Annotated in this window: 15 protein-coding genes; 7 read left to right on the top strand and 8 right to left on the bottom strand. The window is 67.9% G+C overall.

Annotated features, from left to right (window positions below):
* Positions 1–21 precede the first annotated feature (21 nt).
* Entirely contained in the window at positions 22–789 is a 768-nt protein-coding gene (locus tag GXN78_RS23170) for a coniferyl-alcohol dehydrogenase (RefSeq protein ID WP_106557589.1), read from the bottom strand.
* 33 nt (positions 790–822) lie between these two features.
* On the bottom strand, positions 823–2,298 hold the full coding sequence (locus tag GXN78_RS23165) for a benzaldehyde dehydrogenase (RefSeq protein ID WP_106557590.1): 1,476 nt from the start codon (positions 2,296–2,298) through the stop codon (positions 823–825).
* Between the two features lie 259 nt (positions 2,299–2,557).
* Between GXN78_RS23165 and GXN78_RS23160 the strand changes: the two genes are divergently transcribed.
* Entirely contained in the window at positions 2,558–4,384 is a 1,827-nt protein-coding gene (locus GXN78_RS23160; RefSeq protein WP_239142868.1) for a sigma-54-dependent Fis family transcriptional regulator, read from the top strand.
* Here the strand turns inward: GXN78_RS23160 and GXN78_RS23155 are convergent.
* Positions 4,374–5,054: a TetR/AcrR family transcriptional regulator gene (locus GXN78_RS23155; RefSeq protein ID WP_164255686.1), complete on the bottom strand. Its 681-nt coding sequence runs from the start codon at positions 5,052–5,054 to the stop codon at positions 4,374–4,376. The two genes, GXN78_RS23160 and GXN78_RS23155, sit on opposite strands and share 11 nt — an antisense overlap.
* 217 nt (positions 5,055–5,271) lie before the next feature.
* Between GXN78_RS23155 and GXN78_RS23150 the strand changes: the two genes are divergently transcribed.
* Positions 5,272–6,486: an aromatic ring-hydroxylating dioxygenase subunit alpha gene (locus tag GXN78_RS23150; RefSeq protein ID WP_164255685.1), complete on the top strand. Its 1,215-nt coding sequence runs from the start codon at positions 5,272–5,274 to the stop codon at positions 6,484–6,486.
* A gap of 94 nt (positions 6,487–6,580) precedes the next feature.
* On the opposite strand, the gene GXN78_RS23145 is transcribed toward GXN78_RS23150, so the two are convergent.
* Together GXN78_RS23145 and GXN78_RS23140 are read right to left on the bottom strand one after the other, a co-directional pair.
* Positions 6,581–7,156, bottom strand: a complete 576-nt coding sequence (locus GXN78_RS23145) for a nitroreductase (RefSeq protein ID WP_164255682.1) — start codon at positions 7,154–7,156, stop codon at positions 6,581–6,583.
* Positions 7,153–7,428: a hypothetical protein gene (locus GXN78_RS23140; RefSeq protein WP_164255680.1), complete on the bottom strand. Its 276-nt coding sequence runs from the start codon at positions 7,426–7,428 to the stop codon at positions 7,153–7,155. Before GXN78_RS23140 ends, GXN78_RS23145 begins: the two co-directional genes overlap by 4 nt.
* A gap of 13 nt (positions 7,429–7,441) precedes the next feature.
* On the opposite strand from GXN78_RS23140, the gene GXN78_RS23135 reads away from it, so the two are divergent.
* The 3 genes from GXN78_RS23135 (at position 7,442) to GXN78_RS23125 (ending at position 10,582) form a co-directional block, all read left to right on the top strand.
* Positions 7,442–7,675: a DUF2789 domain-containing protein gene (locus tag GXN78_RS23135; RefSeq protein WP_106557594.1), complete on the top strand. Its 234-nt coding sequence runs from the start codon at positions 7,442–7,444 to the stop codon at positions 7,673–7,675.
* Positions 7,676–7,965: 290 nt separating this feature from the next.
* Entirely contained in the window at positions 7,966–8,946 is a 981-nt protein-coding gene (locus tag GXN78_RS23130; RefSeq protein WP_164255678.1) for a tripartite tricarboxylate transporter substrate binding protein, read from the top strand.
* A gap of 7 nt (positions 8,947–8,953) precedes the next feature.
* On the top strand, positions 8,954–10,582 hold the full coding sequence (locus tag GXN78_RS23125; protein WP_106557596.1) for an FAD-dependent oxidoreductase: 1,629 nt from the start codon (positions 8,954–8,956) through the stop codon (positions 10,580–10,582).
* Between the two features lie 8 nt (positions 10,583–10,590).
* Here GXN78_RS23125 and GXN78_RS23120 read toward each other — a convergent pair whose 3' ends face one another.
* Complete coding sequence (locus tag GXN78_RS23120) at positions 10,591–11,487, bottom strand: LysR substrate-binding domain-containing protein (protein ID WP_164255676.1); 897 nt, start codon at positions 11,485–11,487, stop codon at positions 10,591–10,593.
* 109 nt (positions 11,488–11,596) lie between these two features.
* Between GXN78_RS23120 and GXN78_RS23115 the strand changes: the two genes are divergently transcribed.
* A complete protein-coding gene (locus tag GXN78_RS23115; RefSeq protein WP_106557598.1) occupies positions 11,597–12,595 on the top strand; it encodes a tripartite tricarboxylate transporter substrate binding protein in 999 nt (332 codons plus the stop codon).
* A complete protein-coding gene (locus tag GXN78_RS23110; protein WP_181360573.1) occupies positions 12,595–13,908 on the top strand; it encodes an FAD-dependent oxidoreductase in 1,314 nt (437 codons plus the stop codon). The genes GXN78_RS23115 and GXN78_RS23110 overlap by 1 nt, the downstream gene beginning before the upstream one ends.
* Here the strand turns inward: GXN78_RS23110 and GXN78_RS23105 are convergent.
* Together GXN78_RS23105 and GXN78_RS23100 are read right to left on the bottom strand one after the other, a co-directional pair.
* Complete coding sequence (locus GXN78_RS23105) at positions 13,883–14,500, bottom strand: DUF4286 family protein (protein WP_146163072.1); 618 nt, start codon at positions 14,498–14,500, stop codon at positions 13,883–13,885. The genes GXN78_RS23110 and GXN78_RS23105 overlap by 26 nt on opposite strands.
* On the bottom strand, positions 14,493–15,527 hold the full coding sequence (locus GXN78_RS23100; RefSeq protein ID WP_106557600.1) for an alcohol dehydrogenase catalytic domain-containing protein: 1,035 nt from the start codon (positions 15,525–15,527) through the stop codon (positions 14,493–14,495). The genes GXN78_RS23105 and GXN78_RS23100 overlap by 8 nt, the downstream gene beginning before the upstream one ends.
* Between the last annotated feature and the right edge of the window lie 9 nt (positions 15,528–15,536).

The following is a 15,536-nucleotide window of genomic DNA, read 5'->3' as shown; positions in this document are numbered from 1 at the left end:
ATTTGTTGTGTGGATGGCGGGTCAGATGTAGGTCGATGCCAGCCCTCCGTCGACGGGGACGTTGGCGCCGCTGATCCAGCGCGCCTGGTCGCTGCACAGCCACGCGATCACCGGCGCGATCTCGTCCGCGAAGCCGGGCCGCAGCATGCGGTGCGCATCGGCCTGCACCCGCTCCTGGCCGAGCATGCTCACGAAGTCGCCCAGGATGGGCGTGAACACCGGGCCCGGCGCGACGCAGTTCATGCGCACGCCGTGCTGCAGAAACCACTTCTGCGACTGCGTGGCGCTCCAGACGATCAGCGCCTCCTTGAAGTACTGGTAGCAGGTCTCCTGCGGCACGGGGTGGTCGCGCAGCCAATGGGCGCCGGCCTCGAAGCCTTGCGCGGCGGCCAGGGCCTTGTGCGGCGCCAGTCGCTGCGCCCATTCGGCGCCGAGGATGGAGGCCACGTTGACGATGGAGCCGCCACGCGGGATGCGCGGCAGCGCCTGTTCCGTCAGATGGCGAAGCCCCAGGTAGTTGATGTCGGCGACGAGCTCGACGGGCGCCGTGCCGGGCACGCCGGCGATGTTGCACAGCGCGTCGAAGCGCTCGGGCAGTTGCGCCACGGCCGCGTCGATGGCGGCAGCGGAACTCAGGTCCGCCTTGACGAAGCCGTCGAGCGTGAGGCTGGGGTCGTTGCGGTCCATGCCGATGACGCGGGCGCCGGCAAAGCGCGCGATGCGCACCACCTCGGCGCCGATGCCCGACGACACGCCGGTGACGACGATGGTCTTTCCTTGAAGCTGCATGTGATGTCTCCTCGTGGGTTCGGTCGATAAAGCTCAGAACGGATAGGGATGCGGCGCCTGCTTGATGGTCAGCCACTGCCACTGGGTGTATTCCTCCCAGTCGGCCGGGCCGCCCACGCTGCTGCCGTTGCCGGCGATGCCGGGGCCGCCGAAGGGGTTGACGCACTCGTCGTTGACAGTCTGGTCGTTGATGTGGACCATGCCGGAGTTCAACTGCGCGGCGATCGCCATGGCCCGCCCGATCGAGGGCGAGATCACCGCCGACGCCAGGCTGCCCTGGTGGTCGTTGGCCAGGGCCACGGCCTCGTCGTCGGTCTTGAAGGCGATGATGTTGGCGACGGGGCCGAACACTTCCTCGTCGTACACGCGCATGCCGGCCTTCACGCCCGCGAGCACCGTGGGCTTGTAGAAGAGGCCATCGCTGCTGCCGCCGGCCAGCAGCTGCGCGCCGGCGGCGATGCTGTCCTGCACGATGGCGTGCACGCGGTCGCGCTGCCTGGCGTCGATCAGCGGTCCCAGGGCCACCTGGCCGCTGGCGCCGTCGCCCACCGGCAGGTGCTGGGCCTTCGCGACCAGCCGCTGCGTCAGGGCGGCGGCGACGCTCTCGTGCACGAGGATGCGATTGGTCGCCATGCAGATCTGCCCCTGGTGCAGGTAGGCGCCCCAGGCGGCATTGCTCGCGGCCACGTCGAGGTCGGCGTCCTCCAGGATGATCAGCGAGTTGGCGCCGCCCAGCTCCAGCGTCACCTTCTTTAGATGACGACCGGCCAGCTCGCCGATGCGCCGGCCCACGGCGGGCGAACCGGTGAAGGCGATCATCGGCACGCGCGCATCGGTCACCAGGGCTTCGCCGGCGGCGGCGTCGCCGGGCAGCGCCTGCAGCAGGCCGGCGGGCAGGCCTGCCTCCTCGAACACGCGGGCGATCATGAAGCCGCCGCTCACCGGCGTGCGCGAGTCGGGCTTGATCACCACGCCGTTGCCGGCCGCGAGGGCCGGCGCCACGGCGCGAAGGGTGAGGATGAGCGGAAAGTTGAAGGGCGAGATCACGCCCACCAGGCCGCGCGGTACGCGCCGCGCCAGGCTGGTGGTGCCGCTCGCGCTCGGCAGGATCTGGCCCTGCGCCTGCAAAGGCATGGCCGCCGCCAGATGGCACAGGGTGATGGCCTCGCGCACCTCGTGCTGGCCTTTGGGCAGGATGGCGCCGGTCTCCCGGGCGACGTAAAGCGCCAGCTCGTCGAAGTGCTGCTGGAACAAGGCTGCGGCCCGTTGGAACACGGCGGCTTTCTCGCGCGGCGCGACTCGGGACCAGTTCTTCTGCGCTTGCGCCGCGGCGGCCGTGGCCAGCCCCACGTCCTGCGCGTCGGCGATGCCGACGGCCGCCATCACCTGGCCCGTGGCCGGTTCGACGACTTCGCGCACACCGCCTGCGGACGCGACCCAGGCGCCGTTGAACACCTTGCCGGCCCAGACCGCCGGGTCCAGGAATGCCAGCTTCTCCGAAACACCCATGACTCACCCCTTGCGAAAAAAGTTGATCGGCTGGCCGCGGGTGCAAATGCCCGCGGCGCGCCTTCTTTTCGCAACGGGCGTACCAGCGGCGCCGCGGCGGGGTGGCCCGACGCCGCTGCGCGACGCCGGTTTTCATTGGGGGACTAGGTGAATTCCCGGGGTCTTTATGGTTATCTCGAGTAACTGGTTTACCCGGATCGACGCTTTCACCAAATGATCAAAAAATTGATCACTGCCTTCACCAAACGATGAGCCCGAATTGATCAAAGCCACTGCCTCACCCATCCCGGATCGGATCTCGCTGGCCGATGTGGCGCGCGCCACAGGCGCCGCACTGGGCCGTTTCGACGGCGCCGAAGTGGCGCGTGCGATGAGCCGCTTCGATGCCTCGCATGTGAGCAGCGAAGAGCACCCGACGATTGCCGACATCAGCGAATGCCTGTTCTTCTCGCCCGGTGACGGCCGCATCTGGCTGCAGGATCAGCGCATGGTGCTGCTGCACACCGAGGCGCTGGGCTCCTTGCGGCGCGAGCTGATCGACAGCCTGGGCCAGGAGAAGGCCCGCGGCCTGTTCACGCGCGCGGGCTACGTCAGCGGCGCGCGCGACGCGCAACTGGTGCGCGAGCATTGGCCCGAGGCCGAGCCGGCCGCGGCCGCCATGGCCGGCACTCGCCTTCATGCTCTGGAAGGCCTGGTGAAGGTCGAGCTAGTGCATGCGCGCTACGACCCCGAGACCTCGGACTACGAGGGCGAGTTTCTCTGGCACCACTCGAGCGAGGACGACGAGCACATCGCGGCCTACGGCATCGGCGGCTCGCCGGCCTGCTGGATGCAGGTGGGTTATGCCACCGGCTACGTCAGCACGCTGTTCGGGCGGCTGGTGGTGTTCCGCGAAGTCGCCTGTCGCTCGATGGGCGAGAGCCAATGCCGGGTGATCGGAAAGTCGGCGGAGCGCTGGGACGACGTGGAAGAAGACATGCGCTACCTGCGTGCGCGCGACTTCGTCGGGGTGTCGCAATACGGCAGTGCGCCGCCTCAGGCCGCGGAGTTGCCCACGCCGCCGCGCGGAAGCGACGCGATGGTGGGCGCGTCATCGGCATTCAACGCGGCCTGCCACCTGTTGCACCGCGTTGCGCCGACCACGGCCACCGTGCTGTTTACCGGCGAGTCCGGCGTCGGCAAGGAGAAGTTCGCCAGCATGCTGCACAGCATCGGCCCGCGGCGCGACAAGCCCTTCGTCGCGGTGAACTGCGCCGCCATTCCGGAGACGCTGGTCGAGTCCGAGCTGTTCGGCGTGGAGCGCGGCGCCTACACCGGCGCCGGCGCGGCGCGGCCGGGACGCTTCGAGCGCGCCCATGGCGGCACCCTGTTCCTGGACGAGATCGGCACGCTGAGCTACGCGGCCCAGGGCAAGCTGCTGCGCACCTTGCAGGAGGGCGAGGTCGAGCGCGTGGGTGGCACGCGCAGCATCCGGGTCGACACGCGCGTCGTCGCGGCCACCAACGTCGATCTTCGCCAGGCCGTGCGCGAGGGCAAGTTTCGCGACGACCTGTTCTTCCGGCTCAATGTCTTTCCCATTCACCTGCCGCCGCTGCGCGAGCGGCGCGATGACGTGCCGCTCCTGATGAGCCATTTCCTGAAGCACTACGGCCGCAAGCACGGCCGGCAGGTCGCCGGCTTCACGCAAGCCGCGGTCAAGGCGCTTCTGAACTACGACTACCCCGGCAACATCCGCGAACTGCAGAACCTGATCGAGCGCGCCTTGATCGTCGCTCCCGAGGGCGGCTTGATCGAAGTTCAGCACCTGTTCACCAGCGGCGAGACGCTGGACAAGAACGTGCTGTCGGTACGACCGGATGGCCACTTGGCCGGCGCTGCCGGCGCCTCGCCCCCGCGGGCCATGCCTGCAAACCGATCCGTGCCAGAGGGCGGGAACGGCTCCGGTTCATTGGGGCAAGCGGAAGAGGCGCTGATACGCCGTGCGCTGGAGCAATGCGGGGGTAACCTCTCCGCGGCGGCGCGCGTGCTGGGCGTCACGCGTCCCCAGCTGGCCTACCGTGCGCGCAAGCGCGGCATCACGAGCTGACGACCGCTCGCGCCTGTTGGTTCTGTGCCGTCCGTCCGGAAATCACGGCGCCCTCTTGCGCTGCCCGGATGTAGCCCGCGACCGCACACTCCACGTCGCGCACCAGTTCTTCCGTGCCGGGGCAGACGTCTTGCACCAGCAAGGCCTGCTCGACGATGGCGTCGATGATCGCAAACGCGTTGAACGCGGTGCGCCGCGGATCGAGCGCTGCCGGCAAGTCGGAAGACGCGGCGAGGGCATCGCGAAACAGGCCCACGAACTCGCGGTAGATCTCGCGATAGCTTTCGGGTGAGGAGATGCGGCGCTCGACGAACAGGAGCGCACGCCATTCGTCGGCATGACCGAGCAGGTCGTGCACGTGCGCTGCCACCATCGCGCGAATTGTCTGCTCGATCGTGCGTGGAGCCGGCGCCTCTGCCGCCTGCGCGAGGATCGCGGCCTGCTTGCGCATCCAGCTGCGAACGGTGACCGCGGCAATGGAGTCCTTCCCGGGAAAATACAGGTACAGGGTCCCCAGGCCCACGCCCGCGACGCCTGCGATGTCGCGCATCGATACCTTCTCGTAGCCGCGCTCGACCAGCAGCAGGACGAAGGCATCCTGGATCGCGCCGGTGGTCATCCAGGCGCGTGACTGCAAGGGCCTGCGGCGAGGCTTGACGATCGAATTCATGCAGGGATCTTCGGGGTTCGCAGCGGCTGCTGCAAGCCGTCCGCTACGGGTGCGCAAACCTGAACATCCCGCGTGCATACGCCCCGCAATCGCCTCCGGCGCAGAACCTGAACACGCTTCGCACGCATTCGGCCTAAGCTGATGCTCATCTCATGGTTCACCCATGCGGGCGTCCGCGACCACGGGGCAATCGAATGACGGGAATGAAGCGATCAAGATGAGCAATCCGAGCACCACCCCGATGCCCGCCACGCTGGCCGACCTGGTCCATCGTCTGGACCAGGCCCGGCTCACCGGCACGCGAGAGGAGGGCGAAGAGGTGGGTACGGTTTCCACTCGCCGCTACACGGACCCTGCGCATTGGCAGCAAGAGCAGGCGTCGCTGTTCGGCCAGTGGCCCATCGTCGCGGCCCACAGCTCGGAGCTTTCGAAAGAATCGGCGCTGCCCTTCGATGCCCTGGGCGTCCCCATTGTCCTGACCCGGGCGGCGGACGGCCGCGCGCGTGCCTTCCTGAATGTCTGCAGGCATCGCGGCATGACCCTCGTCCGCGCCGGCGGGCCCGAGCCGGCCAAGGCCAAGCCCTGCAAGGCGCTCGTGTGCCCGTACCACGCCTGGACCTACGAGCTAGACGGACGGCTGCGGCATCGCCTGCACGCGCAGACCTTCGAGGGCTTCGACCCGGCCACGCTGAACCTGGTCGAGTTGCCTTGCGACGAGGCGGGTGGGCTGATCTTCGTCAAGCGCACGCGCGGCGAGGCGTTCTCGGCAGCGGCCTTCCTGCAGGGGTTGGACGCGCATCTGCACTGGATGGGCCTGCCCGGGATGACCGTGTTCCGCAAGGTCGATCGCGTGTACGCAGCGAACTGGAAGCTGACCGTCGATGCCTTCCTGGAGGGCTATCACATCCGCGTGCTGCATCGCGAGACGATCTACCCCTTCTTTGCCGATGCGTACACGGTCAACCTGCACGCAGGGCCGCACCAGGACTCGCTGGTGGCGCGGCGAGCCGCCTTCGAGGCCTTCTCGCCGCCGCCTGACCGCTACGCCCTGTGCAAGCTGGCCACGCCGACACAGCTCGTGTTTCCGAACACCTTCCTCATCTGGCACCCCGACTACGTGAGCCTGATCGGCATGTTCTCGCCGGCGGTGGACCAGGTCCGCTGGGTTCACACCATGCTGATTCCGCCGGATCGCACCGGCGAGGACTGGAATGCCCATTGGGAGAAGACCTTCCAGCTCATCGAGCAGACGGTCTTTCAGCAGGAGGACATCGCCACCGCGGTGGCGATCCAGCGCGGCCTGACCAGTGGTGCCAACACGGACTTTCATCTGGGCCGGCTCGAACACGGGGTGTTGCGCTTTCACCGCGGCATCGACGATGCCATCGGCGGGACGCTGGTGCCCGCCGGCGGCGGAGCGTGCTCTGGCTAGACCGCCATCGGCGTCAGGGCGCAGCGACCGGCCGCTCAGTACGCCGGCAGAACAGTTCCTGGAACTGCTGCACAGGAAGCGATAGGGTGGAAGGCTAGGGCTTCCAGCTCGACAGGACGTGGCTCCGCGGCGTGCGTGCTGCGGGCGGCGGTGGCGAAACGATCGTTCCGATGCTGACGAACCCGGCCAGCGTCTCCTCAGGCGCGATGCCGAGCGCTGCGCGAAGGGTCGAGTCCTTGCAACGCTCCCCGCTGAGGACGATGGCGCCGAAGCCCATGGCGTGCGCCGCCAGCACCAGCTGGCCCAGCGCGGCGCCCGCGGCCAGCCATTGTTCGTGGACAGGCACCTTGCCATCGGATTCGGGCCGCACGACGAAGGCCAGCATGGTCGGCGTTTGCGTCGCGTGCGCGCGTGCGCGCTCGATGTCCTGCGGCGTTGGATCAGGCGTTCTGCGCCACTTCTCGTCCTCGAACAGTTGCGCCAGTTCGGCCCGCTGCGCGTCCCCGAACTCGATGAGCCGCCAGGGCAGCAGCCGACCGTGATCCGGCGCGCGAAGCGCCGCATCCACCATGAGGCCCAGCTGCTCCGCGCTCGGCGCCGGTGGTCCGAGGCGCCGCGGCGAGACCGAGCGCCGGGCCAGCATCGTCGACAGCAGCGCGTCCGCTGTCACGGCACATTCCGGCCCGACATCGTCGCCGCCAGGGGATCGAGCTCGATCACTGCCGCTTCGATCTCCGGTGACCATGAATGGCTGTAGTAGAGGCGCATGAAGGGTCCGTAGGTGTTGGAGGTCGAGAACATCCGGTCGGGCCCGACCGTCAGGCTGCGCCCCAGTGCCTCGCAATTGAGGGCTATGGTATCGGCCATGCCGGCGTGAGACCATTGTTGGTTGCCACGCCCATCGTGACGGTGCACAGTCGTGCGGAAGAACCGAACGTTCATGGAGAATTTGCCAATGGACCTCACCGACCACAGCCTCCCGAACCTCTTTCGTCAACTCGGTTTGCCAAGCACACAGCCCGAGATCGATTCATTCATCGCAAGGCATCGACCCCTGCGCGATGACATCGAGTTGGCAGACGCTCCGTTCTGGAATTCCGGGCAAGCGCAGTTCCTGCGCGAAGAGGTCGGTGAGGACGCCGATTGGGCCGAGCTTGTGGATCAGCTGAACCTGTTGCTGCGCGCGTAGCCGGTCTGCAGTCATGAGTTTCATTGCGGCGCACTGGCCACAACGCGCCGGAAGATGCCGTTGACAGGCCGGTACCCGAAAGGGCCCTGTGCTTGGGCGTCGGCAAGGAAGAGCGTCTGGGTCACTTGGTCAACGCCAGTCACATACCACTGTGTTATGGCCTTGACCAACATTGGTATTCGACTGCATCAAGTGCGACCCGTAGCATTCGAGCCTGAATGCAGCAGCCCCCTCCGACCCTTGTGCCGGGTGGGAGTGGACTTGACGACTACCCGAGAAAGAGACAAGACATGAACCCGCTCATCCGCCCGTTGTTGAAGGGCCTTTTCGTTGCGGGCGCCGCGCTCGCCCTCTGCACCGCTCACGCGCAGAGCTATCCCACGAAGCCCGTGTCCCTGATCGTCGGCTTCGCACCCGGCGGCTCGGCCGACATCCTGGCGCGGCTGGTGGCGCAAAAGCTGGGCACCACGCTGGGCCAGAGCGTCATCGTCGACAACAGGCCGGGTGCCGGCGCCACGATCGCAACCGCCGCGGTCGCCGCAGCGAAGCCTGACGGCTACACGCTGCTGATGGTGACCAGTGGCCACGCCGGCAGCAGCGCCCTGTATCCCAAGCTGAGCTATGACACCCAAAAGAGCTTCGACCCTGTCGCGAAGGTCGGCGCCTCCCCGGTCGTCATCGTCGCTCCGGCGTCGGCGCCTTACAAGCAACTGAAGGACGTCGTCGATGCGGCACGCAAGAATCCCGGCAAGCTCAACTATGCAGCGGGCGGCGGCGGCGCCACCACCACCAGCCTCGCAGCCGAGTTCCTGAAGAGCGAAGCGAAGATCGACATGGTCATGGTGCCGTACAAGGGATCCGGCCCCGCGCTCACGGCGCTGCTGTCCAGCGAAGTGGACCTGGGCTTCGACATTCCCTCGAGTGCTCTGCCGCACATCAAGTCGGGCAAGCTGCGGCCCCTGGCGGTGACCACGAAGACGCGATCGAGCGTGCTCCCCGACGTGCCGACCGTTGCCGAGCAGGGCATGCCCGGTTTCGAAGTCACCGGCTGGTTCGGCATCCTGGCGCCGGCCGGCACACCCCCGGCGGTGATCGCGCGGCTGAACAAGGAGGTCAACGCCTTGCTGAGCGATCCGGACACCCGGAACAAACTGGAGGGCTTGGGGGTCGAGGCCGCATCCGGCAGCCCCGCCGACTTCGGCAAGCTGATCGAAAGCGAAACGAAGCGCTACGGCGACGCGATCCGCAAGCTCGGCATCAAGGCAGAGTGAGCCGCACATGACCGGCGCTGAACATACGGCAGACCTCGTCGTCATCGGTGGCGGCATGGGCGGGGTGGCTGCAACGCTGGCAGCCGCTCGGCTGGGCGCGAAAGTCGTGCTGGTCGAGGAACTCGACTGGTTCGGCGGCCAGCTGACTTCGCAGGCTGTTCCGCCCGACGAATATCCCTGGATCGAGTACCTGACCGCGTCGCAGAGCTACGCCAGCTTGCGCGAAACGATCCGCGCGTACTACCGGTGCCACATGCCCCTCACGGACGCAGCGCGCGTGCGCGTGCGGCTCAACCCGGGACAAGGCAACGTCAGTTCGCTGTGCCACGAACCGTGGGTCGCGGTGAAGGCGATCGACGAACTGTTGGCGCCGCACGTGGCCGCCGGCTCTGTGACGGTGCTGCGGAAACATCGCACGCTGAAGGTTGAAACCGACGGCGACCGCATCCGCGCGGTGCATGTGCACGACATCGAAGGCGACCTGACCCGTGTGCTGAGCGCGCCGCTCTTCATCGATGCCACCGAGATCGGCGATCTGCTGGAGATGGCGGGGGTGGAGCACGTGTTCGGCGCCGAGGCGCAATCGCAGACCCACGAGCTGCACGCCTTGCCGGAAGCCGATCCGTTCGACCAGCAGGCCATCACCTGGTGCCTGGCGGCAGACTACCTGCCGGGCGAAGACCACACCATCGACAAACCCGCCGGCTACGAGCGCCTGAAGACCCTGCAGCTCGACTGCTGGCCCGGCCCGCAATTGAGCTGGACCCTGAGCGATTTCGTGACCCATCAGCCACGCGAGCGGCCGCTGTTCGTCGGGCCGACCGACGCCGAGTCGCTGTACGACCTGTGGCACGCGCGGCGCATCGCCTACCGCCGGCATTTCACGCCGGGCAGCTACGCCAGCGACATCACGCTGGCCAACTGGCCGCAGATGGACTACTGGGAAAAACCGGTCATCGGCGTCGCGCCCGACTTGCAGGCGGCTGCGCTGGAAGAGTCCCGGCAGCTGAGCCTGGCCTTCTTCTACTGGATGCAGACCGACGCACCCCGGCATGACGGCGGGCAAGGCTATGCGGGCTTGCGCCTGCGGGGCGACGTGCTGGGCGCCACCGACGGACTGGCCAAGCAGGCCTACTATCGGGAAGGGCGGCGCATCCAGGCCGAGTTCACGGTGCTGGAACAGCACATCGGTGTTGCCGCGCGGCCGGGGAAGGAGGGCGCCGAGCGCTTTGCCGACAGCGTTGGCATCGGCGCCTACCGCATCGACCTGCACCCGAGCACGCGCGGTCGCAACACGGTCGACATCGACTCGTACCCGTTCCAGATTCCGCTGGGCGCGCTGCTGCCGGTGCGCGTGGACAACCTGCTGCCGGCCTGCAAGAACCTCGGCACCACGCGTATCACCAACGGAGCCTATCGCGAGCATGCGACCGAGTGGAGCATCGGCGAAGCCGCCGGCACCCTGGCCGCGTTCTCCCTGGCGCGCAAGATCCTCCCGCGTGCAGTGCGCGCCGACGATGTCCTCCTCGGCGACTTCCAGCGCACGCTGGAAGGCCAAGGCGTTCTGCTTGCATGGCCCAGCTTCGGCGCGCTGACACCGACCCAAAGGGTGGGGTACCAGCACGCCGCGCGTTGACACCGCGTTCAGTCGCGGACGACCTGCTTCAACGAGGCAGCGGCCAGTTCGACCATCCGCTTGCCGAGCACCGAAGGCGCGAAGCCCTGGTGCGTGAGCGCGAAGATGTCCAGCGACGGACTGCCGACGATGGGCCGGAAGTCCAGGTCGTCGGTGCGGCAGGCGCGCGCCGTCAGGTCGTCGACGATCGCGACGCCGGCGCCGCAGGCGGCCAGCGCGCAGGCCATCTGCCCGGAGCGCACCTCGACCGATGACGCCGCCTCGACCCCGCTGCTGGCGCACCAGTCGGCAATGATGCGGCCCTGCGGCGTGTCGCGGCTGAACGAGACAAGACGCTCGTTCAGCACGTCGCGTGGGCGCAGCAGGCGTTTTGCCGCCAGCGCATGGCCCGTGGGGAACACGCATACGAGGCGCCAATGTCCGATCTGTTTCGATGCCAGCAGCGCGTTGTCGGTCGGGATGGTCGAGATCGCGACGTCCGCCTCGCAGCTGGTCAGGCGGCTCAACATCTCTCGCGCGTCGGCGGCGTCTCGAGGTAGATCCTGGCCGCCGGATATTCGCTTGCCAGCCGCTGCGACGGCACGTGGTACGGCGACCAGGGCGGTGCTCGGGCTGGCGAGCACGCGCAGCGACAGGCGTGCACCGGACTTGAGTTCCTCGGCGCGTTCGCTCACCCGCCGGATGCCGCCATACACCTCGGACACTTCGGCGTACAGGGCCTGCGCTTCCGGTGTCGGCAGCAGCCGGCCCTTCATGCGCTCGAACAGCCGCAGGCCCAGTTGCAGCTCGATGTGCGCCAGCATCCGGCTGATGCCGGGCTGCGAGACATGCAGCAAGCGCGCAGCGTCCGTGACGGAGCCGGCCAGCATCACGGCACGGAACACCTCGATCTGTCTCAAGTTCATGCGGCCCTCCGGATAACCCGATGTTATGGGATCGTCCGATCTTGGTATTGGCGCAGCGACGCGGCGCTTCCTATGATCGATCGAACGACCCCACATTGGAGACACGCGAATGAACCAGCCCATTGCCAGAGTGAACCGCCGCACGGTGCTTTCCGCCGCCGCGCTTGCCCTCGCCGCCGTGCATGCAGGACGCAGCTGGGCCGCGGATGCGTGGCCGAGCAAGACGGTGCGCATCATCGTTCCATTCGCTCCCGGTGGCGGCGCCGACAGTTCGGCGCGCGTGCTGGCCGAGGTGCTGGCGCCGAAGCTGGGGCAGAGCGTCATCGTGGAGAACCGGCCGGGTGCCGGGAGTGCCATCGGCGTGATGGCCGCGGCGCAGAGCAAGGACGGCCACACGCTGCTCATGGGCAGCAACAGCATGGTGATCAACCCGGTGCTCAATCCCTCGATCACCTACGACGTGGCCCGCGATTTCGACGCGGTCGGCATGGTGTCGGCGCAGCCGCTGGTACTGGTCGTGCCCGCGGCGTCGAAGATCACCAGCTTTGTCGACCTGGTTGCCGAGGCGAAGGCGCGGCCCGGCACGCTGACCGCCGGCAACAGCGGCAACGGAACGCTGGCGCACCTGACGGCCGAGTTGTTCTCGATCCAGACGCAAACCACGATCACCAGTGTTCCCTACAAGGGTGAAAGCGCCCTGCTGCCCGACCTGATCGCAGGGCTGGTGTCGTGCGGCTTCCTCAACCTGCCAAGCGTCATCGCGCACATCCGCTCGGGCCGGCTGCGCGCCTTGGCCGTGTCCTCGCCTGCGCCGGTGGCCGAACTGCCCGACGTGCCGACACTGCGATCGCTGGGCCAACCCAGCCTCGAGGTGCAAGGCTGGGCCGCGCTCCTCGCGCCGAAGGGCACGATTCCCAAGGAGGGCCTGGCCCGTCTCGAGGCCCTGCTGATCCAGGCCTTGGGCACCGATACCGTGAAGACGCGCTTCGCCGCGTTGAGCGTCGAGCCGGTCGTCAGCGGTCGCGATGCGACGGCACAGCACCTGAAAGCCGAGGGTGCCCGCTGGCAGCAGGTGATCAAGGCGCGCGGCATCAAGGCCGACTCGTGATGAGCAGCGAAACCTTCGGCTATCGCATCGCCTCCACGATGAGCGCCGATGTGATCGTCTGCGGCGGCGGCGTTGCGGGAGCGATGGCCGCAGTCGCGGCGGCACGCGCCGGCGCTTCGGTGGTGCTGGTGGAGCGCTACGGCTTTCTGGGCGGCAATGCCACTGCCGGCGCCGTCGCGCAGTTCAACAGCTGGCAGACCGCCAACGGCCGGCGGGTGGTTGCGGGGCTGGCCGACGAGGTCGTGATGCGGCTTGGACGGTACGGCGGGGCCGGCGAGCACGCGAGCTTCGTGATGTCGACCGGCCACAAGATGGACCGCGTCGAATACGCACCCGAAGTGCTCAAGCTGGTGCTGGACGATATGGTCCACGAGGCCGGCGTGCGCCCGCTGCTGCACGCCAGTGTGCTCGACGTGGGCGTGAGCGATCGGCGCATCGACGGCGTGCACGTGCTGACCAAGAGTGGCGTGGTCGCGCTGCGTGCGCAAGTGTTGATCGACGCTTCCGGCGATATGGATGCGCTCCAACGCGCCGGCGCCACCTTCCTCGAGCTCGACGAAGGCGAGGCGCTGCAGCCGGCCACGATGATGTTTCGCTTCGGACCGATCGACTTTGCGCGATTCGACGCGCTGCCGAAGGCCGAGGTCGCCGCCTTGGCGCGCCGCGGCTACGACGAGGGCCGGCTGGCGCGCGCCGCCTTGCATTCCAGCCGTGATCCCTTCAGCAACGACGGCTGGTTCAACATCAGCCGCCTCGGCATCGACGCCACGGACGCAATGGCGCTGGGCGCCGCCGAGATCGAGGGACGGCGGCAGGCCTGGAGCGCGGCCCAGTACCTGCGGCAATGCGTGCCGGGTTGCGAGGCAGGCCAGTTGCGTGCGTTCGGCACCCAGGTCGGTGTTCGCGAAACGCGGCGCATCGTCGGCGACCACATCCTGACCAGCGAGGAATTGCTGCGTCCGGAACAGTTTCCCGATGCGATTGCCGCCGGCGCGTATCCGATCGACATCCATCCGGCCGCCGGCGGCGAACTGCGCTACGAGGGCCTCGGTGACGACCACGCGTACCAGATCCCCTACCGCAGCCTGATTCCTGTCGGCTTCGACAACGCCCTGGTGGTGGGGCGCGGCGTCTCGGCGACGCACAGCGCGCATGCGGCGATTCGCGTCATGACCATCTCGATGGCCGTGGGCGAGGCCGCCGGCGCGGCGGCTGCGATGGCGGCGCAATCGAATCAGCAGGGGAAGGTCCGCGCCGTGCCGATGCCGGCGCTGCGCGAGCGACTGCTCAGGGACGGTGCAAAGCTGGCCTGACCGGAAGGGCGCCGTAGAGCATTGCGCCGCGGGCCGCCTCCGAGGCTGCAAGCGCTTCCTCGGGCATTCCGATGGCCAACAGCCAACTTCCTTCGATCGCATGCGCCTGCCCGTCCGTCAGCCAGGGCAGCGGCGCCGCGGCCGTCGATCGCTGGGCAAGCAGCAAGTCAGTGGTGCTGGATGTGTATTCACCCTCGCGCAACCGAGCCGCGTCTTCCGCATCGAAGGTCCACACGGCCAGGTGGCTCGATGCGAAGAACCCCAGCGCCTCGCGAACCTCGCACACCCAACGCGATACGTTGCGCAGATGCGGGCGCATGCGCGCGCTCATCGGTGTGGGTCGGCTCAGCAGAAGGCGATAGGCCGCGCTTTCCAGGACCTGCGCGTCGCGCATGCCATAGAGGGTGAGGTAGCGCGGCGTGGCACCATCGCCCAGGCGCCGATAGCGCAGGCCCCACAGCATGCCCGGGACCGTCAAACGCTCGGGCACGTGCTCGTTGGCATGCCACGCGTTGTACTCGGCTTCCACCTCGGGCGTGACGTCGTTCCATAGTGCCAATACGGCGCCCGTGCCGGCCAGATCGTCATTCATCGCGGGCATCCGGCTTCAGGAGCACCTTGCTCGCCGCTTTCGCGTGAGCCAGCGCAAAACCCTCGCCGGCTTGCGACAAGGGCAAGACATGGCTGACCATCGGGCGTATGACCGCATCCATCTCGCCCATCAGTTCGAGGGCCAGGGGCCAATCGGATTCGGGCGGACGAAAGGAACCACGCAATTGCTGCTGGTTGCGCACCATCGGCGTCAGGTCGAGCAGAAGCGGACGGGCATGGATGCCGGTGACGACCACGATGCCATTGCGCCGCAACAGCGCCAGGCTTTCCGTGATGGTTTCGGGCACTCCCGTCGCCTCGAAGATGACATCGAAGGGCTCGCCGCCGGTGTGCGGCCGGGCGCCTTCGGCCAGTGGCTGCGCTGCCACATCGACCAACGCATCGAAGCCCATCCGGCGCAATGCGTCGAATCGCGCTGCGTCGTCGAATCCGCTGACCACCACCTGCCTCGCGCCGGCACGGCGCGCCAGCGCGGCGATCCCCTGGCCGATGGTGCCCGGGCCCATCACCAGCACGCGCTGGCCGGCCACGTCGCCGGCGATGCGAAGCGCCTGCATCGATATGGTGAGCGGCTCCGTGAGCGCTGCGATCTCGTCGCTGAGGCTGTCGGGCATGGGCACGCAGTTGCGCAACGGAACCCGGACCCAGGGCGCGAAGGCGCCATCGCGCGTCATGCCGATGCCGCGGCGCTTCTCGCAGCCATCGTGGTCGCCCGCGACGCAAGCGGCGCAGCTGCCACACGTGACGGAGGGACGAACGACCACGCGGCGGCCGGCCATGGGGCCGGTCTGCGCGACCCCGACGAACTCGTGCCCGATCGTGACGGGAATGCTCCGGGTGATGAAGGCATAGCTGGGCGTCCAGTCGTCCACGTGCAGGTCGCTGCCGCAGATGCCGGTGGCGCTGACCTTCACGAGCACGTCGCTGGAATCGGCCTCCACCACGGGCGCCGGTATGTCCACCAGTTCGAGGCCCGCTTCCGGGCGTGTCTTGCGTAGAGCTTGCATGGTGCTCGA

This window comes from Variovorax sp. WS11, assembly GCF_010499245.1.
GTDB lineage: Bacteria > Pseudomonadota > Gammaproteobacteria > Burkholderiales > Burkholderiaceae_C > Variovorax.
This window is presented reverse-complemented; position numbering and strand designations above follow the sequence as displayed.

Bases quoted from the DNA above. Each gene is read 5' to 3' on its own strand.
- GXN78_RS23170 (WP_106557589.1), bottom strand. From the start codon at position 789: ATGCAGCTTCAAGGAAAGACCATCGTCGTCACCGGCGTGTCGTCGGGC.
- GXN78_RS23165 (WP_106557590.1), bottom strand. From the start codon at position 2,298: ATGGGTGTTTCGGAGAAGCTGGCATTCCTGGACCCGGCGGTCTGGGCC.
- GXN78_RS23155 (WP_164255686.1), bottom strand. From the start codon at position 5,054: ATGAATTCGATCGTCAAGCCTCGCCGCAGGCCCTTGCAGTCACGCGCC.
- GXN78_RS23150 (WP_164255685.1), top strand. From the start codon at position 5,272: ATGAGCAATCCGAGCACCACCCCGATGCCCGCCACGCTGGCCGACCTG.
- GXN78_RS23140 (WP_164255680.1), bottom strand. From the start codon at position 7,428: ATGAACGTTCGGTTCTTCCGCACGACTGTGCACCGTCACGATGGGCGT.
- GXN78_RS23135 (WP_106557594.1), top strand. From the start codon at position 7,442: ATGGACCTCACCGACCACAGCCTCCCGAACCTCTTTCGTCAACTCGGT.
- GXN78_RS23130 (WP_164255678.1), top strand. From the start codon at position 7,966: ATGAACCCGCTCATCCGCCCGTTGTTGAAGGGCCTTTTCGTTGCGGGC.
- GXN78_RS23125 (WP_106557596.1), top strand. From the start codon at position 8,954: ATGACCGGCGCTGAACATACGGCAGACCTCGTCGTCATCGGTGGCGGC.
- GXN78_RS23120 (WP_164255676.1), bottom strand. From the start codon at position 11,487: ATGAACTTGAGACAGATCGAGGTGTTCCGTGCCGTGATGCTGGCCGGC.
- GXN78_RS23115 (WP_106557598.1), top strand. From the start codon at position 11,597: ATGAACCAGCCCATTGCCAGAGTGAACCGCCGCACGGTGCTTTCCGCC.
- GXN78_RS23110 (WP_181360573.1), top strand. From the start codon at position 12,595: ATGAGCAGCGAAACCTTCGGCTATCGCATCGCCTCCACGATGAGCGCC.
- GXN78_RS23105 (WP_146163072.1), bottom strand. From the start codon at position 14,500: ATGAATGACGATCTGGCCGGCACGGGCGCCGTATTGGCACTATGGAAC.
- GXN78_RS23100 (WP_106557600.1), bottom strand. From the start codon at position 15,527: ATGCAAGCTCTACGCAAGACACGCCCGGAAGCGGGCCTCGAACTGGTG.